Origin of the sequence: Paenibacillus sp. FSL R10-2734 (assembly GCF_037963865.1) — a bacterium.
Taxonomy (GTDB): Bacteria; Bacillota; Bacilli; order Paenibacillales; family Paenibacillaceae; genus Paenibacillus_AQ.
Genome location: NZ_CP150170.1, coordinates 3,535,566 through 3,561,050, shown reverse-complemented (window position 1 = coordinate 3,561,050; position 25,485 = coordinate 3,535,566). Strand labels below are relative to the sequence as shown.

At 42.0% G+C, this 25,485-nt stretch carries 25 protein-coding genes and 2 pseudogenes; 4 read left to right on the top strand and 23 right to left on the bottom strand.

The annotated features are described in order from the left end of the window. Positions 1-147 precede the first annotated feature (147 nt). Positions 148-2,262, bottom strand: coding sequence for a glycoside hydrolase family 52 protein (locus tag NSS67_RS15645; protein WP_339320378.1), 2,115 nt, complete (start codon positions 2,260-2,262; stop codon positions 148-150). Positions 2,263-2,434: 172 nt separating this feature from the next. Here NSS67_RS15645 and NSS67_RS15640 point away from each other — a divergent pair, with 172 nt between their 5' ends. Then, positions 2,435-3,349, top strand: a complete 915-nt coding sequence (locus tag NSS67_RS15640; protein WP_339320377.1) for a helix-turn-helix transcriptional regulator — start codon at positions 2,435-2,437, stop codon at positions 3,347-3,349. A 100-nt stretch (positions 3,350-3,449) separates the two neighbouring features. Here NSS67_RS15640 and NSS67_RS15635 read toward each other — a convergent pair whose 3' ends face one another. The 14 genes and pseudogenes from NSS67_RS15635 to NSS67_RS15570 form a co-directional block, all read right to left on the bottom strand. Then, entirely contained in the window at positions 3,450-4,286 is an 837-nt protein-coding gene (locus NSS67_RS15635) for a carbohydrate ABC transporter permease (RefSeq protein WP_339320376.1), read from the bottom strand. Between the two features lies 1 nt (position 4,287). Next, entirely contained in the window at positions 4,288-5,226 is a 939-nt protein-coding gene (locus tag NSS67_RS15630; RefSeq protein ID WP_339320375.1) for a sugar ABC transporter permease, read from the bottom strand. Positions 5,227-5,306: 80 nt separating this feature from the next. Further along, on the bottom strand, positions 5,307-6,656 hold the full coding sequence (locus NSS67_RS15625; RefSeq protein ID WP_339320374.1) for an extracellular solute-binding protein: 1,350 nt from the start codon (positions 6,654-6,656) through the stop codon (positions 5,307-5,309). Positions 6,657-6,872: 216 nt separating this feature from the next. Next, entirely contained in the window at positions 6,873-8,654 is a 1,782-nt protein-coding gene (locus tag NSS67_RS15620) for a sensor histidine kinase (protein ID WP_339320373.1), read from the bottom strand. Between the two features lie 32 nt (positions 8,655-8,686). Then, the gene (locus tag NSS67_RS15615; RefSeq protein WP_339320372.1) at positions 8,687-10,288 is read right to left on the bottom strand and encodes a response regulator; all 1,602 of its coding nucleotides are present in this window, start codon (positions 10,286-10,288) and stop codon (positions 8,687-8,689) included. Between the two features lie 228 nt (positions 10,289-10,516). Then, complete coding sequence (locus tag NSS67_RS15610; RefSeq protein WP_339320371.1) at positions 10,517-11,110, bottom strand: GNAT family N-acetyltransferase; 594 nt, start codon at positions 11,108-11,110, stop codon at positions 10,517-10,519. 7 nt (positions 11,111-11,117) lie between these two features. Next, complete coding sequence (locus NSS67_RS15605) at positions 11,118-11,729, bottom strand: TetR/AcrR family transcriptional regulator (protein ID WP_339320370.1); 612 nt, start codon at positions 11,727-11,729, stop codon at positions 11,118-11,120. 288 nt (positions 11,730-12,017) lie between these two features. Next, positions 12,018-12,596 (bottom strand): DUF4367 domain-containing protein, encoded by a 579-nt coding sequence (locus NSS67_RS15600; protein WP_339320369.1) that lies wholly within the window; start codon positions 12,594-12,596, stop codon positions 12,018-12,020. Positions 12,597-12,737: 141 nt separating this feature from the next. Then, on the bottom strand, positions 12,738-13,253 hold the full coding sequence (locus NSS67_RS15595) for a hypothetical protein (RefSeq protein ID WP_339320368.1): 516 nt from the start codon (positions 13,251-13,253) through the stop codon (positions 12,738-12,740). Between the two features lie 269 nt (positions 13,254-13,522). Then, positions 13,523-13,642, bottom strand: a pseudogene (locus tag NSS67_RS15590) (glyoxalase); the annotation flags it as partial. Positions 13,643-13,838: 196 nt separating this feature from the next. Beyond that, positions 13,839-14,705, bottom strand: coding sequence for an SDR family oxidoreductase (locus NSS67_RS15585; protein ID WP_339320367.1), 867 nt, complete (start codon positions 14,703-14,705; stop codon positions 13,839-13,841). After that, on the bottom strand, positions 14,705-15,211 hold the full coding sequence (locus NSS67_RS15580; protein ID WP_339320366.1) for a hypothetical protein: 507 nt from the start codon (positions 15,209-15,211) through the stop codon (positions 14,705-14,707). The genes NSS67_RS15585 and NSS67_RS15580 overlap by 1 nt, the downstream gene beginning before the upstream one ends. A 108-nt stretch (positions 15,212-15,319) precedes the next feature. Then, positions 15,320-15,889, bottom strand: a complete 570-nt coding sequence (locus NSS67_RS15575; RefSeq protein WP_339320365.1) for a MarR family transcriptional regulator — start codon at positions 15,887-15,889, stop codon at positions 15,320-15,322. A gap of 57 nt (positions 15,890-15,946) precedes the next feature. Next, on the bottom strand, positions 15,947-16,294 hold the full coding sequence (locus NSS67_RS15570) for a glyoxalase (RefSeq protein WP_339320364.1): 348 nt from the start codon (positions 16,292-16,294) through the stop codon (positions 15,947-15,949). A gap of 296 nt (positions 16,295-16,590) precedes the next feature. Between NSS67_RS15570 and NSS67_RS15565 the strand changes: the two genes are divergently transcribed. Continuing rightward, complete coding sequence (locus NSS67_RS15565) at positions 16,591-17,403, top strand: class I SAM-dependent methyltransferase (protein ID WP_339320363.1); 813 nt, start codon at positions 16,591-16,593, stop codon at positions 17,401-17,403. A gap of 169 nt (positions 17,404-17,572) precedes the next feature. Here NSS67_RS15565 and NSS67_RS15560 read toward each other — a convergent pair. From NSS67_RS15560 to NSS67_RS15525, 8 genes and pseudogenes are all read right to left on the bottom strand, one after another. Then, positions 17,573-17,668, bottom strand: a pseudogene (locus NSS67_RS15560) (aminoglycoside phosphotransferase); the annotation flags it as partial. 12 nt (positions 17,669-17,680) lie between these two features. Then, on the bottom strand, positions 17,681-18,148 hold the full coding sequence (locus NSS67_RS15555; RefSeq protein WP_339320362.1) for a GNAT family N-acetyltransferase: 468 nt from the start codon (positions 18,146-18,148) through the stop codon (positions 17,681-17,683). Positions 18,149-18,423: 275 nt separating this feature from the next. Beyond that, positions 18,424-18,579 carry a hypothetical protein gene (locus tag NSS67_RS15550; protein WP_339320361.1) on the bottom strand — a complete coding sequence of 52 codons (156 nt, stop codon included), beginning with the start codon at positions 18,577-18,579 and terminating at the stop codon, positions 18,424-18,426. A 232-nt stretch (positions 18,580-18,811) separates the two neighbouring features. Beyond that, positions 18,812-19,462 carry a hypothetical protein gene (locus NSS67_RS15545; protein ID WP_339320360.1) on the bottom strand — a complete coding sequence of 217 codons (651 nt, stop codon included), beginning with the start codon at positions 19,460-19,462 and terminating at the stop codon, positions 18,812-18,814. Between the two features lie 491 nt (positions 19,463-19,953). Continuing rightward, positions 19,954-20,856: a DUF3885 domain-containing protein gene (locus tag NSS67_RS15540; RefSeq protein ID WP_339320359.1), complete on the bottom strand. Its 903-nt coding sequence runs from the start codon at positions 20,854-20,856 to the stop codon at positions 19,954-19,956. A gap of 167 nt (positions 20,857-21,023) precedes the next feature. Then, positions 21,024-21,599, bottom strand: coding sequence for a dihydrofolate reductase family protein (locus tag NSS67_RS15535; protein ID WP_339320358.1), 576 nt, complete (start codon positions 21,597-21,599; stop codon positions 21,024-21,026). Between the two features lie 136 nt (positions 21,600-21,735). Next, positions 21,736-22,287, bottom strand: coding sequence for a glutathione peroxidase (locus NSS67_RS15530; RefSeq protein ID WP_339320357.1), 552 nt, complete (start codon positions 22,285-22,287; stop codon positions 21,736-21,738). 399 nt (positions 22,288-22,686) lie between these two features. After that, a complete protein-coding gene (locus NSS67_RS15525) occupies positions 22,687-23,862 on the bottom strand; it encodes an MFS transporter (protein WP_339320356.1) in 1,176 nt (391 codons plus the stop codon). Between the two features lie 183 nt (positions 23,863-24,045). Here NSS67_RS15525 and NSS67_RS15520 point away from each other — a divergent pair, with 183 nt between their 5' ends. Together NSS67_RS15520 and NSS67_RS15515 are read left to right on the top strand one after the other, a co-directional pair. Next, on the top strand, positions 24,046-24,906 hold the full coding sequence (locus NSS67_RS15520) for a LysR family transcriptional regulator (protein ID WP_339320355.1): 861 nt from the start codon (positions 24,046-24,048) through the stop codon (positions 24,904-24,906). Positions 24,907-25,060: 154 nt separating this feature from the next. Next, on the top strand, positions 25,061-25,462 hold the full coding sequence (locus NSS67_RS15515; protein WP_339320354.1) for a VOC family protein: 402 nt from the start codon (positions 25,061-25,063) through the stop codon (positions 25,460-25,462). Positions 25,463-25,485 lie beyond the last annotated feature (23 nt).

The window sequence follows — 25,485 nt, the reverse complement described above, 5'->3', positions numbered from 1 at the left end:
CCTATTAGAATTTATTACAAATTAATACTATAGTACTAGTTTTGGGAATATAAATCAAAAAAAGATATAAATAATTTTATTAAAAAAGACAAACGGTTCCCCACATAGGAGACTCGTTTGCCCTTTATTCCATTAAGCTCTAAATTCCTATTTCTCCTCAAGCCATAATATCGCCGTTACTCCACGAGGATAGTACTTACTACCCGTGATTTCACCAGAAATAATCTGGTCACTCCAGCTCCAAATTGAAAGCTCCGGATGGGTAAGCCAAGCGACGTGAGCGCGATCTGCCGCCGCTCCGCGTTCATTCCACTCTAAGCCAAGAATATGGCGGGCGATGAACTGAGAGAGGTAGATTTTACTCAGCCAGCTGTTGTTGCTGGTCGAAGAAATTTTCCAACCGCCGTCTTCGAATAAGCAGACACCCGGCTGTAAGACAGCATGTAGATGCTTATCGAGAGCGCCGATATAGGCAGCGAACCTACCTTCTCTATCTAGCGCTTCCTTGCACCCAGTAAAGTATGGGAATACAAGCCCTTCGATAGCCGGAATGATCTTGGAGTCATTTCCTTCTCCAATGACAGCTGGAATATACCCATCTGCAGTAACACTTGCTACCATCGTTGCAGAGCATTTCTCTGCTTGAACACCTGCTGTTTTGGACAGCTCTGCACGCCCGTACTCTGCAAATATTTTTTCCATGGCCAAGTAAGCCGCCCAGCATTTTCCTGCCAGATAAATATTGTTACGTGCCTGACCTAAGGAGACATCCAGACTGTCATACGTAGTAATCTCTGCTCCGCCCATCGTGCGTGAGCTATCAAGCCCCATGACACCGTTTCTTTGCTCAGGATCTGGGTGATCCCGATTTAACATACTATCCAGACACTTCTCCATGATAGTCAGATTACGTTCCATCCAGCGCAGGTCGCCCGTATGCTCAAGATAAGTTGCCGCACTCAGCACCCAGTTTACCAATTGCTCATGTGTCATATGCGAGAAGCAACCATCAATGCCATATAACTCATAAGCGGAAAAGCCCGGACGTGAAACTACATTAGCTACCCCCATATCATGTGTGAAACTAATTCCACCTGGATACTCTGTATCATCACCAGGGAAACGCACGGTATCTTCATAGCTGAATCTTTCTACGAACATATCCAGCTCATTACGTACGGTCCAAGCATTCATACGCAGTTCGTAGAACAGCTGATCGACGGTTAGATCGAAAGTATTCATCATCCGGTATTCGCCTTCATTGACAATCCAGAACGGCTTATCCTTATAATCAAGCAATTGAGTAGAACCGTAATAGCTACGAATCGCATGCACTAGCATGAAGGTTTGATCTTCAGATAGGTCAGCATGAGCAAACATCTCGTTAGCTTTATTCGCTTCTTGATTAAGAACATCGAATTTAGCTAATGCATACTCTGCCACTGCCTCAATATTGTTGAAATAGCGATTATAGTAATATGAAGCATCCATACCGGAGGTAACATAACCAGAACGGTGAAAACATACAGCAAAGCGATACGTCTTTTTTACTCCCGCTGGCACATCCATGATCAAAGCCCCAACTTGACCTAACCCAAACGTCCAATTCTCCTGCAAATCAGCCGTTAAAATATCCTCCATTGTGAAATGCAGAGCAGACTTCGCCGTTCCCTTCTCCGCAGCAATTGCGATAAATCTTCCTTGTCCAACCCCTGTAACCTCAGATGACACATCATCCAGCCTTCTCATTCCACTATAAGCATCTGTTCCCTGGAAGCCGAAGAACGCACGACGACCTGTTAAGGATGAAGTATTATCCACTTCAATTTCAACCAAGACTGCAGGCAACAGCACATCCTTCAATTCCTCTGCGGAAGCAGTTTCAGGATCTGGCACAGAACGAACCGGGGACAGAATCCTGAATGTTAAATCTCCTGCATTCCAGCTATCCGTAGCTACATGGAAATCTCTTGTAATCTCATCCTCTGGGAAAGGAAATAGAATATTAGGCTTGTCTGGATTGGGATCAGGATTCTCAATATCGTAGCGTTTGCTCTCGTCCTCTCCCCCATTCTCGTGAAATGGCAGGGTGTCATAACCCTTACCATCTGCACGTTCTAATCCTATAAATATATTCTGTCTAGGGGGTTTCCCAATTTCCAGATCGAAACCTCCGCTAGCTCCTTTAAACCCTAAGGTGAAGCTTGCAAAAGCACCGATCGGTGAATGATGAGCATTAAAAAATTTATTATGTTGCGACATAAGTGAATGCACTCCCTCCGCTTAATACCGGTTCCAACCGGGCTATAGCTACATGTTAGCGATATTCCTAGAAGTGCAACAGGGTTAAAGCAGTCTATTATTTGGGCAAATCAAACATCGACAAAAACCTATGTTATAATGAAGCCAAACTTTACAGTAAAAGAGGATTGTAATGATCTCAAATGATCCCGCCTTTCATAATTCTATAGACGGTCAAATGTCTCCAGACATTCAAGCAGCCTTTCATATTTTCGCCGCGCATTGGCGAAAAGTGAATTCGGATTGGCGATATCCGGTTCATACCCATCCGATGTTTGAGATAAACGTAGTACTTCAGGGTGAGCAGCATATGATGGTCGGCAATAAGTCTTTTGTACAACAAAGCGGCGATATTTTGTTCATTCGCCCTGGCGTTGAACATAGCAGTCTTGGTTCAAATGCCAGCTATGACATGTCTTATTACTGCCTGCATTTTGATATCGACGATCTAATTTTACGGCGCGCCTTACTCACAGCAGATGCTGTTAGCCTGAGCGGGAACACCCCTGAGCTGCTGGCCATCCGTTCCGCTCTAGACGTAATCATTAATTCTTCCATCTTGTCAGAGTCAAAGGACACACATAGAAATCGCCTGATTACACTGCATGCTTCCCTGCAGCTTCTGACCGCGCTCAGCGGTTGGGTGCTTTCGGAAATGCCTCTCCCAGCCGATACAAAAGCTACAGAAAATACTGTTGCTCTTGCTAACGCTATTGAGGAGTTGCTGCAAGAATCAGTCACTACGGCGGTGGTCACAGGCGAAAGAGGCGGCGGAATTGAGAACATTGCTGCCAAGCTCGGATATAGCACTACTCACTGTAATCGTGCTTTTCACCAAATCTATGGCATGTCGCCAAGACAATATTTGTCCCGCTTGATCATTCGTCACGCCAAACTGCTGCTTATGGACAATAATCTATCCGTTGAATCCGTTGCCTATCGACTTGGGTACCGTGATGTCTCTCATTTCAGCAAGCAATTTAAGCGCTGGACAGGGCTTCCACCGATGGGCTACCGACGCTTAACAGCAAATCCAAGCACGCTTTAACGATCATTTTTTGTATACAAAAAGGGATGTATCCCGCTGCCCACTTAGGGGTACAGGATACATCCCTTTATACATACTCCAATCCTACCTCTGCACAGAACTACCCTTTCGTCGCCCCTGATGCAATTCCCTTAACAAAATACTTCTGCAAGGCAATAAATACAATCAACACAGGCACAACCGACATCGCAGTTCCCGCAAAAATCATATCCCAACGTGAAGAGAATTCTCCAATGTAACGATAAATTTCAACGACCATAGTCTTAGCCTGTCCTGAAGGCAATACCAACATCGGCATCAGGAAATCATTCCAGATTCCAAGTCCGTTCAAGACGACCATACTCGCTGTAACAGGCCCTAGCAGTGGGAAGACAATTCTCCAGAATATCCCGTACCTCGAGCAGCCATCAATCTCAGCCGCCTCTTCAATTTCTCTAGGTATTCCTTTTACAAAGCTGGTATAAAGCAGACATCCGAAGCCAACCGCACCGGCCACGTAAATAAGAATCGGCCCTGCAAGGCTGCCGTACAATCCAAGCATTCTAAGCTCTTTGAACAAAGGTATCATGTATGCCTGAAAGGGAATCATCATTCCAGCCAAAAAGTATACGAACATGAAGCGAGTCCATCTAGCATTTCTACGCTCAATAGCATAACCTGCCATCGGAATGATCAAGACCTGTGCGGCAATGGACACCGCTGTCAAAATCAGACTATTCAGAATCGCTCGTGGAAACTCTGTTTCAGTCAACAGGTATTTAAAGCTGTCCAAATAAAGTGTTTTCGGAAACGCAATAGCATCCTTCATAATCTCTGCATTACTCTTAAAGGCCGACATCAAATTAAAGAAAATAGGAAAGAAAAATATAATGGCCACTACTAATGTAACAATAAAAAGTGCGATTTGCCCAACTCTTCTGCGTGTCTGCATAGTCATCTTAGAGCTGCACCTCCCGCTTCTGGAGAACCTTCACTTGGAAGACTGTAATAATCAATATGATTAAGAATAAGACCATCGCTAGCGCAGTACCAAAGCCTTGCCTTAATTCACCAAACCCTACTTTATAAATAATATAAGTTAATGTCTCCGTCTCAAATCCCGGGCCACCATCTGTCATCACCGCTATCTGATCAAAAATCTTCAGTGCACTGATCATAGAAAGTACCATACACACTGTCATTGACCCAGCAAGTAGTGGAAATGTGATGTGCCGGAACTGTTGCCATCCACCTGCTCCATCTATGCTGGCCGCTTCATTCAATTCCTGCGGTATCCCCTGCAATCCGGCGAGATAGATGATCATATAATAGCCCGCACTTTTCCAAACGGTAGACAAAACAATCGATAGCATCGCGTATTTAGGGTTGCCCAGCCAATCCACAATCCAGCTTCCGAGACCGACAGACTCCAGAATCTGATTAAATACACCAAAATTGTAATTCAGAATCATCGCCCAAACAAAGCCCATTACGATCCCACTAAGGAGCGTAGGAAAATAAAATACACTTCTGAATAAATTCCGGAACCAGCGCACCTTGTCGACCATCATTGCCATTGCAATGGCTGCAATATTCTCGAGTACAACAAGTGAAATAGTCATGACCATCGTATTTTTCAGCGCATTATGCACCCTTGGACTATTCCATATTTCCACGAAGTTAGCAAAGCCGATATATCTCACATCGTTACTTATGCCATCCCACGAGGTAAAGCTTAAATAGACACTCCCCACCGTAGGGACGATGACGAACATTGTGTACAAAATAAATGATGGTAATATGAACAGCAGTGCGTAAGACTGCCACTTTTTCTTTTTCTTTTTCTGGTTCACAGTGGTTATCAATGACTTGTCAGCATTTACTGCGGATGTAGCCATAGCTCTTCTCCCTCCTTTAAGACGCGCTTATTATAAAGAGAACCTCTGCAGCAGCAGAGGCTCTCTAACAGGCGCTGCTCTTACATCTGATTAGCTTTCACTTGGTTGTCATATTCTGTATCCGCATCCTGCATATATTTAGTTACTTCTCCATCCTTCACAACAAGATCCTGTAGCAACTTGTAATACCAGTTACGGAACTGTGGAGGGATCAAGTTATCTCCCCACCAGTTGTTGATCGCTAAGGATTTAACAACATTCGGGTCTGAAATAAGATCCAAAGCGACTTGCATTTGTTCGCTTGTATCATAAGTTACTTTCTCTTTAGTGGATGGAATCGCGTTAATCGTTGCTAAATAACTCGAATACTGTTCTGGCGCAAAGAAGAACCGGATGAATTGTTTGATCGCTTCTGTTTTATCAGCATCTTTAGCGGCTTCAGTGGATAAGGACCAGCCTGCTGGCGACGGAAGACCAATCACATTGATTTTCCCTTCACGGTCAGGAAGACCATAGAATCCGAATTCGAAGCTCGGGTCAGCTTCTGCGATTTGTGTAAACATCCATGTACCGGAGTACAACTGTGCTGCCTTACCTGAAACGAGAATCGAAGCCGTTTGGTTATCGCCCGTGCTCAGCCAGCCTTTATCGACATAATTTTTAAACAAATCTTTAAAATCCGTCATGGCTTGAACTACATTTGCATCCGTGAAGCTGACGGTTTTGGCCGTACGTTTGGAGTTCCAATCTGGATCCTTAGTGTACACATCATCAATCAAAAATTTGTTAACCCAGAAGCCCATGTGGAAAATATCTTTTCCGCCTACTACAATCGGAGTAATGCCCGATGTTTTCAATTTTTCTTGAATGGCGATGAATTCGTCATACGTTTTGGGAAGCTCTGTGATCCCTGCGTCCGCATATGCTTTTTTACTGTAGATGATTCCTTGAGGTGCATTCACTTGCAGCGGAGCATTCCACACCTTTCCATCCACTTGAGGTGGAGCTTCGAACAAATCTAGCAAATCTGAAGGCAATTCCACGATTTTCCCTGCATCGGCAAAGACTTCAGTATCACGCATTTCCACCAGGTCTGGGAATTCACCCACCGCATCTTTTGTTTTGAGCCAGTCGAGATAGGCAGCGGATGAAGTTTCGCTTAAATCTTTGATGGTGACGTTCGGATTAGCTTCGGTGAACTTTTTGACTGTATCAGCAATAGCCTTTTTAGTTGCCGGGTCCCCAGATGCGTATCCAATCGTAAAGCTAACCTCTTTCTTCGTCTCTTGTGTCGTATTTGCAGGTGTTTCAGATGCTGGTTTATTTCCAGCACTATTGCTGGCATTATTATTATTTCCACCGCAAGCAGTGAGAACTGTCGTTGTAGCGAGTAACATTACGGATAATTTCATCATTGTTTTTTTATACATAACTTAGTAGCCTCCCCTTTTGTATACACTGTGGAAACTGAAGCAAGATGTGCGCATCATCTCTCGAAAGCGTTTCCGTTGCTAATAGAATAGCATTCATTATAGATCGGTTGAATGAACTTTTTTAAGCAGGATGTGTAGTGAATTTAAGAAGTATTCAGGATATTTCAAAAAAAAGAACGAAAGACCGCAGCCTTCCGCTCATCGCATATCCCTTTATTCGTTCTCCCCATCTACAAATTTATACGGGTTCTCTACAATCGGAAACAACAACAGAATGGATGTCCCAATATGCTCCCGACTGCTGATGGACAACCCGTATTCCACACCATACACTGTACGAATCCGTTCTTGCACATTTTTTAAGCCGACATTTTTGCTGGGCGAACTAGGCTCCTCTAAGGTTTCAGATAGCTGCTGCACCTTTTCCTTGTTCATTCCAATTCCATCGTCATAGATCGTAACCAGCAGCATTTCATCCTTCTTTTCAATCGTCAGCCCAACTGTCCCTCTTCCCTGACTGCGCAAGCCATGCTGTATAGCATTTTCAACAATCGGCTGTAGAGACAATTTCAGAATGTACCAGTTCAAATCCACTTCAGGAGAAAGATCAACAACAAGCTCAAATTTATTCTCATATCGAACAGAAATAATGTAGAAATAATCCCGTAAATGCTCGAGCTCCTGACGGAGGCTTACCTTATCCTCTCCATAGTCAATTACATATTTCAGCTGGTTGGAGAGCGATAATATCATATCTGCGACCTCGTCATTATCTTTATCCACCGCATTCATTCGAATGACTTCCAATGTGTTGTATAAATAATGAGGACGAATCTGGCTTTTCAATGCATTTAACTCGGTTTGCTTCTGCTTGATCTGGGCAACGTAGGCTTCATCAATATAGGCTTGCAGTCGTTCAACCATTCGATTGAAACCATGACTGAGTCTTCCCATCTCGTCATTGCTATTTACGATCATCTGGGTATCTAAATTACCGGATTCTACGATGGCCATTTGCTTAATTAAGTTCCGAATCGGGGCAGCCAGACGCCTAGAGAACCAGACTCCCATGATGATCATTACAATCGCACAAATAAACATCGCTATAAACACGGTCGTTCGGGCGGAAAAAAGCTGGTCAAACAAATCGGACTTATGTATTCTTGCAGTCACAGTACCATTAAGGAAGGGAATGTCCTCACTGAGAACGATCATTTTCTCATCTTTCTTGGCTTGCTGCTCCTCACCGTTCTCTGATAGGTTCTCATTCGTGAAATATACATTTCCATCGCCATCTAGCAGAAACAGATCATCCTGTTCACCGAGATTTAGCTCCCTAAAGAACTGGTTAAATAGTGATGTATCCACGTCCATAAATAAGGTCCCTACGACCTTAGGTTCTTTGGTAACACGCCCGGAAATATCAATCAGCGTACGACCAATCGTGAATACATTACGTTTTGAGCCTATGAAATAATCCTCGGAATGAGTTGGGAATATGGCTACTTTAGAAGGATTCGGGGCCATTTCTGTTAACCACTCTTTATAGGGCAACAGATCGAAGTTGATCCCTTTGTTTTCTTTTTCCTGATAATATAGCTTATCATCCGACTTCCTATGAAAATAAACACTGGTGATATAAGGGTCGCTGTAGAGCACCGTTTTTAGAAAAGATTCAATAGGGATCGTGTTAATCTGCTCCAGCTCATTTACATTATAGGCCTGATTCTGCGAGTAACTCTCGATAAAGCCTTCATAACGCCCCGTATACATCAGTTTGGAGACCTCATTGTACTGATTAAAAGCAGAATTCAAGTTATAACTCATATATAGCACCATTTGCTGCAAGTTACTTGTAGTGTAACGCTCGACATATCCTGAGAATGTCTGTACTGAAATATAGCTGAGCGCAATTAACGGAATCAGGCCGACTAGTAAAAATGAAGCTGAGAATTTAACAAATATGCTTTTGGATCTTCGTCCCCAGATATGCATGAATGAAGGTATCCCCTTTGTTATCCATCTGTCTATTGGCTTTTTAAGGATTGCTTATACTCTTGAGGCAGTTTGCCAAATTTCTTCTTAAACATATCGCTAAAATGCCGAGCGTTGTTATATCCTACACTGTCGGCAATTTCATAAACCATCATATCGCTTTGCAGCAAAAGGCGGAGTGCGTGATTCATTCTGACCTCGGTTACATAGTTCTTAAAGTTCTGTCCCGTATGCTTTTTAAAAAAGCTGCTGAAATAATAGGAATTCATAAACATCATCCCTGCCATAGACTCCAGCGTAATATTTTCTGGATAATGCTCATCAATATAAGCCTTCACCTGAGAAAGCTGCTTCAGCTCCTTGCTGCCCATACGACTGCCGATTTGCTCTGACAGCTTACATAGAATCATACGGAATTCTTCCTCCACTTCTTGGAACGTAGAAAGACTAGTCATTCGCTCTAGAATCGGGCTGGAATCCTGAACTGAAGGAGCTGCCTCCACTCCAAAATGAATAAGCTCCTGCTCAAGCTGAATGATCGTATTATAAACGGTGGACACCGCTTGGTTTCTATTCCCGTCTGCCATGATCCGAATCTTCTGAAATAATCGTATGCTTTCTTGCGCGATTTGCTCTCTGTTCTGAGATTTCAAGGCGATGCTTAGTGCGGATTGGATTTCATACAAAGGAGTTACGATCAATGATTCGTTTTCGAACTCCTTCTTTCTATATGGGATGACACGATTTAACCCAGCGAAATACTTACATTGTAGCGCTTTCAAAGCATTACGATAAGAATCATCCGCATCGTCCATTCCGTCAACGGTGTTGCCCACACCAATAGAAACCTTTAATTTTAGAAAATCATTTATTTTCCCGTGCAGATCCTCTGCCAGTCTCTCTGGTTCTTTCGAATCTTCATGTTGAAGAAGAATGCAAAAACGTTCACCTTTGCGGAACATATAACTATTCTCTCTTTGCTCTACGGTTTCTTTAATAATATTAGAGAGCGCAAAGTCAATCAGCTTACGTTCACGTTCCTCCCATCTTGAGGGCTGCCCTGAAGCCTCGTCTGTCTCTACTAAACAAATACTAACGTACCGACTGAGCGCAATAATCCCCATATCAAGCAGGGTATCCGCTGTCCCTTTGTTACCGTCCGTCAGCTTGTCGAGCATTTCTTCGATGGTTAATCTGTGATTTCTCTGTTCGTAATGGTTCAGCTTCTCTTTGTTACGTTCTCCTTCAGTCTCCTGACGAATAAGAGAAACAGCTTTGCTTACAACCTGCTCCAACTGGTTCTTATTCACTGGTTTCACCAAGTAATCTAGCGCACCATACTGCAATGCCTGACGGGCATAAGTAAACTCCTGATAAGCGCTTATAAAAATAACCTTTACCGACCTGCCAGCTTCATGAATCTCTCGAATGATATCTATTCCTGTATAACCAGGCATGCTTATATCACTAATGATCAGGTCAGGATTGTGTTCTTCAATCTGTTGTTTCAGCTCTATTCCATCACTGGCTTCTCCAACGATCCTAGTTCCAAGCTTCTCCCACGAGATCAGTTTTTTTAAGCCACGTAATATCACCGGTTCATCATCAGCGAGCAGTACTCGAATTGTCTTCATGCTGCAGTCCTCCTACCTAAAAAAATCATCACACAGCATTACAATAAACTTATTCTAATGATAACAGACAAACAATCTTTGGTGTCTCTACAGGGATGAACTTTCTTAAGGAGAAAGTGCAGTTTTTTAAGAATCTTATTTAAAGAAAATATTATACGGTGGCGGTCGTAACTGCGGGGAATGTTTGGACTTCCGGCCGCTGTTGTCTTCAGATTTTTCTAATCTCCATTATTTCGAATACCTCAATGATACAACGTAATTGATCCCGATTTTCTTTGCACGTTTAATTGGTATTTGCTTGCGTTTGTATTCTTCAAAACCTAATTTATTATAGAGTTTCATGGCTGGAATATTGCTATCTGCGACTTCTTCAATTAAATAAACGTCATATGGTGTATACTCAAGAATTTGACGAATCAGTTGCGAAGCTACGCCTTGCCCCCTAAATTCGGCGGCCGTTCCTACAAATTCAATGGAGCCTACACCAGGTGATGGTTGAACGAAGGTAGTTTCAAATTCTTTTTTCAAGAAAATACTGGCCATAGTACCTCTATAAAACCCCAAATGTTTACAAAGCTCCTTTTTATCCAGTTTAACTGAAGGTGAAGTTCCATCCGTACATGCAGCCATTCCGACCACTTGCCCCTTGTATAAAGCCACATAAAATTGGTTCAAAACGAATATATGGGCGAAAGCAGCAGCAATCCTTTTCGGATCCTTAGAGAAATACCCTAGCCACTGTGTGAATCCCTCAGCGAATATTTCAGATATTCCTCGCCTCACATCAGGTCCAGCTTGATCGGCTCTAACCACGTTAATCATGACAGGGTCACTTCCTTTCCTTCAATAGAAATGCGGTGAGGATAGATGGCGAGGGCATAGTAAAGTTGCTCTTTAGTAATACTTTCATCTGTGCCAAGCCTTGAATCGATGCATAAAAAAGGACAGCCATTTCCTGTGCATCACCCGAGTGAAATTCCCCAAGCTGCTGACCCTTGCGAATGAGCTGTGCTGTAGAATCAAGCAGTCTGGCATTTACATGGAGGATCTCTTCATAATGTTTTGAGCCTGTAACAGTTCCAGCTAATAGTGATTGATTAATAAGGATCAGCAGATTGGCTAGTTCCTCCCCATTAATCATGTCAGTGTAGACTTCGTCGACAAACTGTGCCAATAACTTTTTAGGGGAATCATCGGATTCAAAAAAAGTAATATTACGTTTCAATCCTTCAACAGCGTAGGCAACCAATTCGTTAAATAACTGATCCTTCGTTTTGTAATGACGATACAGCAGCCCAATACTAATGCCAGCTGTATCCGCGATTTCTTGAACATTCGTAGAGCCGAAACCTTGATGAACAAATAACTTCATCGCAGCTGAATGAATTTTTTCCCTAGTGGCATTGCGCATTTCTTCAAACTGTTCCTTGCTACGTGGCAAACAATCCGCTCCCTTTTAATGAATGAGTTTTTACTCATTATATAATATTGAGAGTGCAATAACAATATTCAACTCCAGTTAGTAAATCTGCTCGTGAGCTGAACAGGCAGCGGATGACCTCGGCTGCCTGTTGTCATGGTACTATCTTTTTCCGTAAGCTCAATCGCCTAACTATTTCCTTCTTGCAGCATTTTAATATAGCTCTTTGCTTCGGCAAGGGTTACATGTATAGATCTAATTGAGACATCTAATTCTTCTTTAGATGTCCCATTCAACTATCGTTCTCCGTTAGTTCAACCACGTATTCATTTTCATTGATTTTGCTAACTCGACCATTTCCTCTTTAGTCAAATCTCCGCTGTCGATTTCAATGAAAGTACCATTTTGTACCCAACGTAAGTATCCTCCTGGTGTATGATTTGCCCATGCTTCAAACCGTCCTTCGATTCCATTTATGTTAATTTTCTCTCCACGTTCATTAAATTTAAAATCCTCCACTATAGTTCTTGTTGTACTTATTTGGTTACGAACATCGATGTTCGTGACAACTCGGTTTATTTTATGACCAACCGCCTTATGTTCTTCAATTCCAAACAAATATGTCTGTCCTGATTCATCAAAAAAATAAAGTATAACTTTCGAAACGGATTGACTAAGAACAAGCGGATATGGTTCCTTAATTTCTAACTTATAGCTTTGTACCGAGTATGACGGCACTAGTAGTTTGAAATCCGAAACATTTTTCAGCTTGTCCAATTCCACATTTGAAAAAGCTAGCGTAGTTTTAGTTGATGCGAAGAGTAGTTCATTGTTGATTCCGATAGACAGTGTAAAGATAAAAATCAATGAAATAATCCATTTAAACATGGGTAATTCCTCCAAATTTTCGGTACAATTATGCCCTTGTTTAATTCAAGTATCCTGCCCTTTAATTAGCAAACAAAAAACGGCTGCCTTAGCAACCGTTAATCCACTATCGTTCTCCGTTAGTTAAACTGGATTCTATCATTATCCCGCTTGACCAAAGAAATAAAAGAAACCGATCAATGCGATGGATAATATAATCCAACCAAAGATGACAATTGTCGAAGGTTTCGGGTCTTCTCGAAGAACTTTGATCCCTAAAGGTAAAAGTGCCACACAAAGCCCCAAAGTCGCAATGAATGAAAATGGTGTGCTACCTTTCAAGACGCCTAATGGAAGTGACGCCATAAGGGCTAATGCAACACACTGATAGATTTTCAATGTTGCAGCCCGGTATGCACCAATTGCGAGGACGATCCAACCCAACATAATGGCAAGATTGAAAGTTTTAAAAATATGAAACGAACCGTATGAATTAGCAATCACCTTGGTAGCCAAATCCACATTTTCTTCCCGCACCAGTTGGAAGGCAAGATGGTCAATACCAGCATGAAATGTACGAGCAAACAAACCAAAGATTGCGAATGTTCCTCCCCAAAAGGCCCAGCCTGGTCTTTTGGCGCTTATCATCTTTGCTAACATAATGATGGCTGGCCACATCAAAACATTTCCTGCGGCGAATGTGCTGTAAGATGCAATCAATAAAGTAGGGTGTTCATGAAATGCCGTAAGTTGGGTCCGGAAAGAAAAAGTTAAAATTATATCGCAGAGTCACACCAACAAAGAGAAGCAGGGGACCAAAGATTTACGTAACCCCGCTGAGATACCGTTCCGGGAAATCAATTGTAATTGTAGATCTTTCCTCAACCATATTTTCGCTCCATTTCTTGCTCTTGTTGAGTAGTTCAATAGCAATGAATTACAACTCGTTATTTCTCCCAAAGCTCGACCAGTCGACCTTCAGGATCTTCAATCCAAATGAATTCCCCTAATTCACTAGCCTCTTTTTCCTTTGCAAGTGGTACACCAATTTGTTCAAGATGCTTAATGATCATCGCATCTAACTCCTGTCTGTCATCAAATTTTCAGCTATCAATTTACATTAGATATTCGAGATTTAAATTCAAGTTCCTTTTTTAACTATCCTTCCCATTCATTGAACAAATAAAAAAACGGCTGCCGAAGCAACCGCTATTTCACTATAGTTCTCCGTTAGCTTAATTTCAAAATAGGTGAACTCCACCTCTACCGGAAATTTTCTACATACTCATGCAGGAAGGCGTCTAATGTGCGTGGCTCTCTGCCAAGCAAGCGCTTTACAGTGTCATTTGGACTTTCTGGTACAACCGTAGACATGGTTTGAATTTCCACAACGTGGTTCGCGAGCCAAGAAGGCATATGCCCGTGTTCGATAAGATTACGGAGTAGTACTTGGGGCTCCATGTTGATGTAACTTATCGGCCGATTAAGCAGGGCAGATATTTGATTCGCGATCTGGGGATAACTGAAAATCTCCGAACCAGTAAGCGTATATATTTGACCGGATACCTCGCGGTTGGTCAGAACTTCTGCGGCAACATCTGCGATATCGCGACAGTCAATGAAATTACATGGTGAATCGCCCATGGAGCCGAAGAAAACATTTTGGGTTCTGATCGTTGGCGCAAGGCGCATTAAGTTTTGCATGAATGCATAAGGACGCAATACGGTGTGGATGAGACCCGATTCCCTCAGCGTTTTCTCAATTTCTTGATGCCAGCCCGCCACTGCCACTGGAGAGCTTTGCTCAAAGGCAGGGCTGGATATTTTTACGATGTGTCTGATTCCAGATTCGGCGGCAATCTGAATGATCGAAGTTTCCAATTCGATTTGTCTTGGACTGTTGGACATGGCAAGGAAGAGCTGACTAGCATCTGTAAACGCGCGGCGCAGCGATTCGGGGTCGGAAGCATCCACAAAAGCGACCTCGATAGTCGATCGACCTTTTTCTCCTATCTGATCAAGCAATTTCTCAGGCTCTCTGCTCAGCGCCTTAATAGGTATGCCAAGATCAACCAAACGTTCCAAAAGCGCACTACCTATCGTACCTGTTGCTCCCATAATAACTATCATTATTTTTTTCTCCTTTTGGATGAATAATTAGTTGTAACGGCAAAGCGCCACCGCCATGTAACAATCGTGCTTGCTATGAATCCAGACAATGGGAAATCAATCCAGACACGACCGACCCAAGCTAAGTGATTACTCGGAATCATAATTTCAATTACAACAGATGTTACCCATGCGGCATATAGTCCAAACGAGGCCCCGACTAATGCGAACCCTCCTACTACAACCAAGTGAGGTGCACCGATGACCCATCGCATATGGCCCACTCTGCTGCGCAACAAGAGGCCAATCATCAAGGCCATCAAGGCCGATGCACCGCCAATTGTGGTCAATGCTCCTAGTAGAAGCCCCCTATCAGCAGTAACCAATCCCCCGATACCTGCCATAATGGCAGGAGCAGCATAGGCCATTACAACTTCACGCCACAGTACAAAAGTCTTTTTCTTGGAACCAGCAGCCTTGATGCCGTAAACATCATCTGTCTGATTCGAGTATTTCATCTGGTTCATTTAGTTGCTCCTTTCTTCTTTGAAGTAGCTCAACGATTGCTTTCAGCGAGATATAATTAGGTGCCTAACTATATAAGAGTAAAAATGGGCTAGCTTCACTAGCCCATTCTACTCATTACTGATGTTTCCCTTTGGTTTCGAGCCTAGCTCGCCCGTAAGTGCTGAGATGCCTTGTGTAACTCGGTCTAGCAAGTCGAGAAATACGCTTCGCTCATCGATATTGAGTAAGCCCACCATCGCTTCCAGCCGAGCGAAATGCTCTGGAGCCATTTCACGGAGCTTCTTCGCTCCTTCTTCCGTCAAAATGACCGTTCTCTGACGGCCATCTTCTGAGCTTGCTCGCCGAGATACTAGGCCATCTCGTTCAAGAATGTCGATAAGACCAGTCACTGTAGCACGTGTAACACCTAGATGCTCCGCTAATTGCGAAGGCAACTCTTCTCCTTCGTTATCTTCAAGATCTGCCAATAAACGATATCGCCCTGTTGATAAACCGAATCTAGAGAAATGAATCTCCGAGGCATGTCCAAGCTTGGCTCCCGCTGCCATTAGCCTAGACGCGACGAGTATAGCCTGTGCGTCTATGTCTAGGTTATAGCGATCAATCTGACGCTTGGATTGTACAAGCGAGGGAATAGCTTCAATGTCATTTATTTTTTTATTATTGTTGTTGTTCATAAATATAGTATGGTCCCTAATTACTTTTGTGTCAACATATTCTTCTAACACAACTCGTTATTTCTCCCAAAGTTCGACCAGTCTACCTTCAGGATCTTCAATCCAAATAAACTTTCCAAATTCACTAATCTCTTTTTTCTTTGCAAGTGGTACAGCAATTTGTTCAAGATGCTTAATAGTCTCGTCTATATTGTGTACTTGGAAATTTAACATCACTTGTTGTTCTGTAGGAAAATAACTATCATCTTCGGTAAAGAACGAAAAGATCGTCTCATTTCCTAATTGGGGTTTTATCACAGTCCCATTCCAATTATCTATTTCAATCTTCAACACCTCACTGTACCATTTTTTTATAACCTCAAGATTCTTAGTTCTCCAAAATATTCCTCCAAAACCTTTTATCATCGTATCTAACTCCTGTCTGTCATCAAATTTTCACCTATCAATTTACATTAGATATTCGAGATTTAAATTTAAGTTCCTTTTTCAACTATCTTTCCCATTAATTGAACAAATAAAAACTGCTGCCGAAGTAGCCACTATTTCACTATCTTTTCCCGTTAGCGCAGTGAGTTCTGCTAGATTAAATGGATGTTTAATGGAATATTTTAGGTGGATTGGTTCATAGAAAAATGGTACATTATTTTGGGGTCGGGATATAAGTTTAGACTCATATTTTAATATTGGGGGATGGTACCGGCATGGACAAAAATTCTGGTTATAGAACAAACGTTATAGGCGCTGGTGAAGTTGGCGTCGCTTTCTCGGTCGACATGGACAAGAAAGTTATTCATGAAACAAACAGCTTATTTTGGGATACAAAAGGAAATGATGTTTTAGGAGCAACCGCACTTCCTTTATATGGAGCATTTGTATCAGAAGAACAATGCCAACTTTTTGGTGATGTTTCAGGAAAAAAGATGTTGGAGATAGGCTGTGGTAGCGGTCAATCTTTGCAATATCACGGGGAACGTAAAGCATCTGAACTATGGGGTATGGACCTATCAGAAAACCAAATCGAAAAGACAAGGCAATATTTGACGGCGTGTAGTCTTTCAGCAAAATTAATCTGTTCTCCCATGGAAGAAAAATGTGGCATACCAGAGGATTATTTCGACTTTGTTTATTCGATTTATGCAATAGGCTGGACCACCGACCTCGAGGGTACTTTTTGCAGGATTGCTTCTTACCTAAAAAAAGACGGCGTATTTATTTTCAGTTGGTCTCACCCTATACATAAATGTGTTGTTGCAGAAAATGATATGCTTGTATTTAAAAAATGTTATTTCGATGAATCTTGGTATTCGGTATCTCTTGACGAAAGTACGCTAACACTATCGGACCGTAAACTATCAACTTATGTGAATGCGCTCTCAAGAGCGGGTTTTGTCATTGAAGAAATGATTGAGCAATCTGAAGATGAAATTATGCAATTGCGGGACGATAACGACGATTTTGCAAAAAAAGCAAAGATGCTTCCTGTAACTTTTGTAATCAAGGCAAGAAAACTATAGTTAATAGTTAAAGACAACTGCCCGTTAGTTGAATAAAGGCAGCCGATACGTTGAGTAACCAGCTGCCTTATCGTGTTTATAGAGATAACGTTACCCATTAGATCAAAAAAACCTACTCTAAAGTCCACTCTTTTCCACATTCACGAATGAATTTAACTGAAACCTTTGTGTTCTCCATATGCTTCAATAGCTTGTGAATTTGGTGACTATCTGGCTTTAATTCTCGTCGTACTGTATCTCCCGAACGATAAGCGTTAGAGACATTCTATACTACCCGTTAGTTTAACGACCTCTTCAAGTCAATTCTTGAATAAGTTTTCTCATAAGTAGTCCCGTCATCATTGTAGAAAATAGCAGTTTTAATATATGGTTCGGAAATAGCCTCGTACCCGTGTTTTGTAATGAGCTTTATCATCTTTGGATTTTCTATTGGGTCAACACTAACGATTAAATCAGAATATCCAAGACTTTTTGCAATTTCCTCGCGATATCTTATTAAATCTGTACCGACTCCTTTGCCACGATAAATATCCTTTACATAAAGGTCACTTAATTTGGGTAATAAACTCCCCTTTAGTTTTAGAACACCAAAACCTAGAATTGTATTGTCTTCCGCGGCTACCGCCAAATATACTTCCTTACTTTTATGTTGTTTCAAATACTTAACAAACAAGTCCTTATTATTTCTAATATTACATAAGCCATTAATATCTTCTTCATCCGCCGCTCTTATACTGTATTCCATTTTCCGCCTCCTACATCGGTTTCGTACATTATGTAATTAGCCCTTAAGCTTAACGACAGAAGGAGCAGCTTCCGTGGAGGTAACTGCTCCCAAGGTAATTAGTCTAACGTTCTCCGTTAGTTGAAAACCGAATCTAATTCCATAAATTAGGACGCAGATAGCAAGTGAATGTTGCGCTATCTTGCCCATTAGCTTAATAAAAAGAGCAGAATACCGAAGCACCTGCTCATCAATGTGTATTATTCAACTATCGTGTCCCGTGAGTTACTTGTCTTCTAAGCTTTATGTTCACCTCTAAAACAAGCAATTAATGAAACTATCAAACCTAAAAATGAAACACCAAGTCCCAATGCAGTTGCTGAACCACTTGAGGTTAATATAAGTGCTATTCCAAAAAGTGATATTGAAATACCTAAAAGTGATAAACGCATAATTACATTACCCCCAAACTTTCAAATTTTCATAAGAAAACTGTACCATTTTCTTTTCAACTATCCTGCCTGTTTGTTGAACAAAGGGCTACCTCACGGCAGCCCTCTCATTTTTGAACTAAAGTGTCCCGTTACCTTAATCAAAAAGCAGGACGACTGCGCGCCGTTCAATTCACGTGGCCATCTGATGGCGAATCTGATGCATGGTAACAACCTGGCTAAACTTGTGAATTTATGTTATGCCTTCAACAGCTTGCGGCAATACCTCTTCGTATTTCCTATATAGCACATAACGGTGGACGCCTCTGGAAGAGTTTAGTGCTTCCCTAGCATACTGAGTGGCGGCTTCATAGCGGCCAGCATTAATTTCTATTTCCACAAGCAGCGTTAATCTCATCCAGTGTTTCTTGATTGACCGAAGGGTTTCTCTCGCTTGATCGCTCTCCCCGTTTTCTATTAGCAAAAACGTTTCGTAATACGTGCGATAATCGGATTTACGCATATGAGGCACAGCTTCCCGAACAGTAGCCATATCCTTCTGATAAACACCGAAAGCCGCTTTGAACTGTGCCTGTGTCTCTGCCTTCTTATATTTACTCATAAGCTGATCTATAATCAATCTTGCTTCACCCTCTAGCCTGTTCGCTAAGACATAGTTAATATAAATCGTAGGCGTTTTTTTCTGTTTGCGCAAAAAGGACTCCAAGCGGTCTATGCGCTTTTCAAATATCAATGGATAATAAAAGAACAGTAGAAACGCTAATAAGGCTGCAACGATAACAACCCCGACTGTCAGGAGTGGGGGATAATCATTGATTGTCATGAATAACGCAAATACGAAAACAACAAAATAAAATAAATTTTTCCACCATGAGGACCCCATAATTATTCTCCCTCGTACAGATTAATCAAATGCAAATGTCTATCATATAAAAAATATATATGTAATATAAAATGTGTGTTTATTAATTCCCTCTAACTATTCCACTATCCCGCTCTTTCGTTCAAAACAACACAACAGCAGCTAATTACTTACCGGCTGATTAACAACAAATTAATGAATATCACAACTGTTTAAAAAAGTTCTTTGTCCCATTCCTCAAGTTTTTCTTGAGTCTCTGAGTAAATGTATGGTGCCACATGCATTGAAAGAAATATCTTTCTTTACAATTTCATGTCCCCTTCAAATTTGAAGATATCATACGCGTTAGTTGAACCAATTCTGCGGGGCGCGGGGCGACAGATTAATGAAGGGCTCTAAGGCTACTTCCATTTAACAACAAACTCTTCCCGACACAATGGTCAATTATCACTAACTTTACTACGCTAAACTGCCCATAGTTGAATAAAGGCAGTCGATAACGTTGACCTAAATTATACTCTTTCAAAACTCCAACCGGTATAGGTCCCGTATTTTTTGCCATACATACTCATGAGATGCGTTTGAGAATCAATAAGCGCCAGGGCTTGCGTCTTGCTAGCTATAAACGAGACTTGATTACCCACTATTGAGTTTCGTCGAATATCGAACGACGTGAATGAAATTTCATTTTCAAACTTATCGGCGTTAACTGAAGGAATCTCAAAAAAATGCGATATGAGACAAGTATTCACACATCTAAGATTGATTCCGGAAGGAGAAACTTTACTGTCATCAAGTTGCCATCGATTCTTTCGTTCTTCCTCTGTTTCAGTGATGCCAGCGAGTCCTTCTCCGATAAGGTTGTCAATTTGGTAACGGTTATAGTCCAAGATCCATTTTCTATGCTGGTGGTAGAGAGATAGAAGTTTGCCTTTGTCGGAACTGAAAACATCACAGCCACGATCGTCATACATGTGAAACAAAATACCCTTTGTTTTGTTGTAGAGGTAAATTTGACCGTCGGAGTTCGGTTTACGCATGAAATCGGCGTTTTCAATGGATTCGAGTACGTACGATATTCGGATTTCTTTTGCTTTAATCTCAACGGACCATTCTTTCGTGTAAAGTTCGTCATCAGATTCATCTAACTCATACGGCAAAGTGCTCAATAGCATTTGTTTCAATTGTGTTTTGAAAAAACGCTTTAATCGTATTTTTCCGACTCGTTTTTCATTGGTACCATAGCTGGTGCGATGCATAAAAATCACATCATCTTCAGGATCGAATATGGAACGCCAAATGGCACTCGCACGACGAAGACCTTCGTTTCTATACGCTTCATCCATCAAATTTTCGAGTCCTAGTTCAAAACGAATATAAGGACCATGCGCCATGAATTCTTTTACAATATTCAATGCAATTATCCCCTTCGACTTAATATATAGGAGGATCTTATCATAATAATGTTCCACGCTAAACTGCCCTTTTGCTAATAAAAACAAGGAACAGCTGCCGAAGCAAATTGTTCCTTGTTCCGTTCAACTATAGTGTCCCGTTAGCGTAATCACCTTAAGGGACAAGGTCATCTTACCGTCTGGTAAACGAGACCTATGGCTCCAGAATCAAAGGTCTTGTTTTCTATTAGCTTAAGATTGATCTTCTCCTTGAGACCTTGGAATAACGGCAATCCCTTACCGATCAGGACGGGAGAAACCGTAATTTTATACTCATCAATTAAATCAAGCTGCATAAGGTGGTGTGCGAACCTAGGACTGCCGAGGATGACCATATCCTTGCCTGGCTGCTGTTTGAGGTTATTGATCTCTTCCACGACATCTTCTTTCACGAGTCTGGAATTATTCCATTCGACTTTCTCCAGCGTCGTGGAAAAAACGATTTTGGCTGTCTTTTCGATCCACTCGGCATGATTCCGTTCATGCTGCGAAGCTGATGGGTTCGAAGGCACAGATGGCCAGTAACTGTGCATCATCTGATAAGTCCCACGTCCCCAAATGACAGTGTCGGAAGTACTCAGAATTTCTTTCGCATGATTCTCCAAATCAGCATCGTAGGAAACCCAGCCTATGTCCATTTCACCATTCGGCCCTTCTACAAAACCGTCAAGCGATGCGTGAAGAAATAGAACGAGTTTTCTCATTTTCAGTTCTCCTTTGTTCATGAAGGATATCTACATTATACATTAACTACATTTTAGCAGAATTCAACTTGGGTTGTTTCTTATGGATTGCTAATCCCAAAACCTGCCCGTTAGCTTAATCACTAATCGGATTCATTTACTTTAAAAGAAGTGATTCAATAAATAACTCTATGTCAAATGGTTCAGTCGTAGTTTCATATCTACCATATATATGGCCGTTTCGATCGATTAAAAACTTTGAGAAATTCCACTTGATCCCGTCACCGACATATATGTCCGGATACTTTTCCTCCAGAAAATCCTGCATCCATTGACCACCTGATGTCTCAGTATCGAATCCTTGAAATGGTGCTTGCTGTGTTAAATATTTAAATAACGGATGAGCAGACGGTCCCCTAACCTCAACTTTCTCGAATAAAGGAAACTTAACTCCAAAGTTGCTCTCACAATATTCATGTACTTCCGAGTTGCTCTCTGGCTCTTTCTCGTTGAATTGGTTACAAGGAAAACCTAGTATTTCAAACCCTTGCTCATGGTGAATTTCGTAAAGCCTTTGAAGATCAGGTAATTGGCGAGAATAGCTGCATCTACTGGCAGTGTTCAGAATAAGTAGAACTTTTCCACGATAAATTGACAATTCAACAGGCTCACCATTAATTGACTTCGCTTGAAAATCATAAATAGACATCAGACCATTCCTCCGCATTATTATTATAAATAACATAATATCGCTACAGGCTTTTATTGGTCTAATATATAAAAGAAATAATCTTTATAGAATTAACCTATAATCCAATATTACCTTAGTATATTGCCCGTTTAATTTACTAGAAAAGAGGAGCTACCATATAGGAAGCTCCTCTACTTATATCCCCCCAACAAAATCCGTTTTTATATATTATGTCGATGGTTTTATTCTCACTATCCTTAACAATCCCTTTTGTGTAATTATATCTGTTAATATCCTCTACATGGTTATAGTGATGGATTTCAAGTTTAAACTTTCCGGACTTTGAATGAATAATTTCAGTTTCCTCAGGGTTGTAAAATTAATCATGAAAATAGTACATCATCTCAGCTCTGGGGCTTATCCTAACTCGCTGGAGAACTTTTTTTTGTTGCCTATAGCCAATTGAACGATAATCTGAAGCACGATGATTACAGCCAAACCATAGAATGCTTGGACGAAGCTGCCCGTTGCATCATGGAGCCAGCCAATGGCTAGCGGCCCAAGCGCTCCGAGAATGTAGCCACCAGATTGGGTCATTGCGGACCAGCTACTGGCTTCCTGAGCATTGCTTGTTTCATCAATGGGCAACATCAGTGCAATCGGGAACAGTCCACCTGCTCCAATTCCGAGTGGAATCGCCGCGAGCCAGGGGCTAACGGATATGTTCAGCATCAGGACACCCGTCAACTCTAATAACGCACACCCGACAAGCCAGAATACACGTCTTTGGTAACGGTGTACAAGCATGGGAATGAACAACGTAGAGGGCAGAGATATCAATGTAAATAAGGTTTGGATGTTGCCGGCCGTCTCTTGACTATACCCCTGGCTTTGGATTGCTGGCGCAAGCCAAGCGGTCAACGAGTAGAAGATCGCTGCCATCAGCCCGAAGAATAATGTCAACATCCAGGCACGCTTGTTGTTCACCGGAAGTGGTGAATTAAGTACACTCGAGATTTTACCGGATTGTCGATCTATGCGCGCAGACCAGGCTAATCTCAACCAGATCGGCAATGCAATGGCTGCGAGAAATGCCCATACAGCCAACGAGCCCCTCCACGAACCACCCAGCGTATGCTGAAGCGGAACCGATAATCCCACACTAATGCTGGCCCCCATCACCATCGCTGTAGAGTAGATACCCACCATAGCTGCCACTCGGTCAGGGAAGTACTGCTTAATGAAGCTGGATAATAGCGGCCCTGCCAATGCTATTCCTACACCGGACAGAAAAGAAGTGAACATCATCAATGGAGTTGTACCAACAAACCATCGTAATCCCGTACCTAACCCAATGAGGATTAAAGCCAGAGCAATTGCGCCCTCATTTCCCCACTTTCTGCTTAATCTTACGGAGAACGGAGCAAATATGCCCATGCATAATACCGGAAGTGTGGTTAACAGACTGGCGGTAATCCCGCTTATACTCAGATCATTCTGCACGGTGCTCATTAGAGGTGAAATGGAAGTAATGGGTGGTCGTAAATTCAGTGAAGCCAGGATAAGCGCCAGGACGATATAAAAAAGTTTCATTATGAATCACCTCATGGTAGTAGTATCGTTACATTCACCCAACATCCTATTTGTTAACGACAGATCGTTGGGTGGTGCACGATTAAGTATAGAATCATTAGAATGATTGAACAATACTATAGTTTCTATTAAAATGATTACTAAAACCAATGATTAGAGGTAATTCATATGGAGATTCGTCAGATGGAAAACTTCATTGCGGTGTGTGAAGAGCTTCATTTTACACGAGCAGCTGAGAAACTCGGCATATCTCAACCTACGTTAAGCCAACAAATACGTGCGTTGGAGGATGAACTCGGTGTTCCCTTATTTGACCGAGTCGGCAAAAAGATTGTGATGACCCAGGCAGGAAATCTGTTTCTGGAGCACTGTGTACAGATGATTCGGCATTTACAGAATACCCAGGATGCGTTAACTGAATTCCGCAATGATCAACGAGGTCGGTTGGTAATTGGTGTTCTCCCTTCCGATCTGGACTATCGGCTCACCCCATTGCTCGTGAATTTTCATCAACGATTCCCCAAGGTACAACTGAAGGTTATCTCTTCGATCTATGTCTTGAATCAAGTGCTGGATAATGAAGTAGACATCGGCATCGAGATCACGTCTGCTCCTGATGATCGGCTTATACGCATTCCTTTGTGCAGTGAAGAATATGTACTCGTCGTTTCCGAGAATCATGATTGGGCTGAACGTAGTACGATTGGAATCCAGGAACTGCGAAATATCCAAACTGTGATGTTCCCCGAAGGATTTACAGGCAGAGAACTGGTTGATGGCTATTGCCGTAAATATGGATTCAGTTTAAATACGATCATGGAGACCAGTTCGGCTACTTCCATTATTAGCTTGGTTAAAGCCAACATCGGAGGAACATTGCTGCCTTATCGTTTGATCCAAATGATGAATGAACCAACACTACACTGCATCCGAATTACAGACGATCCGCCATACCGTCATTTTGAGATCATTCATAGGTCCGACCGTTTTCTGACAAAATCGGCCAAGGCATTTATTGAGAAAACTATCGAGTATTTCAATTAAGAGTGAGTTGCGATATAGAGAAGAGAAGTTACTAAGGAAACCGCATAATGCATGACAGAAATGTCATTGCGGATTCTTTTGTAAGATTCGCTTCTGCTGCCAGAATTAGAGTGTAGTAGGAGTTGTTAGAAATATATTCCAGGAGGCTTTAGCCATGCCACAGGAGATCTGGATTAACCTGCCGGTCAAAGATGTTGAGAGGTCAACTGCCTTTTTCAATGAGATTGGATTCCATGCAGTTAGCGTTGGTAACGAGAGAGCCAAGCTTGACATAGGCCAAACAACGATTCTGCTGTTCCCGGATGCGGCGTTTGAGAAATTCACAGGTTCTAAAACCGCAGATACTTCCCATAGCGCAGAAGTAATATTCTCCATTGGCGCTGAAAGCAGAGAAGAAGTAGATGCCTTTATTCAAAAAGCAGAGTCTGCCGGAGGAAACATCTTTGGCAAGCCGAGTGAAATTGACGGCTGGATGTACGGCGCAGGATTTGCCGACCTGGACGGTCACCGCTGGAACCTGCTGTACATGGATGAGAGAAAAATGCCTAAAAGCTAATACGAAAACGCCGGTCACATGCT

Excerpts from the sequence above, each read along its gene's own strand:
- NSS67_RS15645 (WP_339320378.1), bottom strand. The coding sequence starts at position 2,262 with ATGTCGCAACATAATAAATTTTTTAATGCTCATCATTCACCGATCGGT.
- NSS67_RS15640 (WP_339320377.1), top strand. The coding sequence starts at position 2,435 with ATGATCTCAAATGATCCCGCCTTTCATAATTCTATAGACGGTCAAATG.
- NSS67_RS15635 (WP_339320376.1), bottom strand. The coding sequence starts at position 4,286 with ATGACTATGCAGACACGCAGAAGAGTTGGGCAAATCGCACTTTTTATT.
- NSS67_RS15630 (WP_339320375.1), bottom strand. The coding sequence starts at position 5,226 with ATGGCTACATCCGCAGTAAATGCTGACAAGTCATTGATAACCACTGTG.
- NSS67_RS15625 (WP_339320374.1), bottom strand. The coding sequence starts at position 6,656 with ATGTATAAAAAAACAATGATGAAATTATCCGTAATGTTACTCGCTACA.
- NSS67_RS15620 (WP_339320373.1), bottom strand. The coding sequence starts at position 8,654 with ATGCATATCTGGGGACGAAGATCCAAAAGCATATTTGTTAAATTCTCA.
- NSS67_RS15615 (WP_339320372.1), bottom strand. The coding sequence starts at position 10,288 with ATGAAGACAATTCGAGTACTGCTCGCTGATGATGAACCGGTGATATTA.
- NSS67_RS15610 (WP_339320371.1), bottom strand. The coding sequence starts at position 11,110 with ATGATTAACGTGGTTAGAGCCGATCAAGCTGGACCTGATGTGAGGCGA.
- NSS67_RS15600 (WP_339320369.1), bottom strand. The coding sequence starts at position 12,596 with ATGTTTAAATGGATTATTTCATTGATTTTTATCTTTACACTGTCTATC.
- NSS67_RS15595 (WP_339320368.1), bottom strand. The coding sequence starts at position 13,253 with ATGTGGCCAGCCATCATTATGTTAGCAAAGATGATAAGCGCCAAAAGA.
- NSS67_RS15585 (WP_339320367.1), bottom strand. The coding sequence starts at position 14,705 with ATGATAGTTATTATGGGAGCAACAGGTACGATAGGTAGTGCGCTTTTG.
- NSS67_RS15580 (WP_339320366.1), bottom strand. The coding sequence starts at position 15,211 with ATGAACCAGATGAAATACTCGAATCAGACAGATGATGTTTACGGCATC.
- NSS67_RS15575 (WP_339320365.1), bottom strand. The coding sequence starts at position 15,889 with ATGAACAACAACAATAATAAAAAAATAAATGACATTGAAGCTATTCCC.
- NSS67_RS15570 (WP_339320364.1), bottom strand. The coding sequence starts at position 16,294 with ATGATAAAAGGTTTTGGAGGAATATTTTGGAGAACTAAGAATCTTGAG.
- NSS67_RS15565 (WP_339320363.1), top strand. The coding sequence starts at position 16,591 with ATGGACAAAAATTCTGGTTATAGAACAAACGTTATAGGCGCTGGTGAA.
- NSS67_RS15555 (WP_339320362.1), bottom strand. The coding sequence starts at position 18,148 with ATGGAATACAGTATAAGAGCGGCGGATGAAGAAGATATTAATGGCTTA.
- NSS67_RS15550 (WP_339320361.1), bottom strand. The coding sequence starts at position 18,579 with ATGCGTTTATCACTTTTAGGTATTTCAATATCACTTTTTGGAATAGCA.
- NSS67_RS15545 (WP_339320360.1), bottom strand. The coding sequence starts at position 19,462 with ATGGGGTCCTCATGGTGGAAAAATTTATTTTATTTTGTTGTTTTCGTA.
- NSS67_RS15535 (WP_339320358.1), bottom strand. The coding sequence starts at position 21,599 with ATGAGAAAACTCGTTCTATTTCTTCACGCATCGCTTGACGGTTTTGTA.
- NSS67_RS15530 (WP_339320357.1), bottom strand. The coding sequence starts at position 22,287 with ATGTCTATTTATGATTTTCAAGCGAAGTCAATTAATGGTGAGCCTGTT.
- NSS67_RS15525 (WP_339320356.1), bottom strand. The coding sequence starts at position 23,862 with ATGAAACTTTTTTATATCGTCCTGGCGCTTATCCTGGCTTCACTGAAT.
- NSS67_RS15520 (WP_339320355.1), top strand. The coding sequence starts at position 24,046 with ATGGAAAACTTCATTGCGGTGTGTGAAGAGCTTCATTTTACACGAGCA.
- NSS67_RS15515 (WP_339320354.1), top strand. The coding sequence starts at position 25,061 with ATGCCACAGGAGATCTGGATTAACCTGCCGGTCAAAGATGTTGAGAGG.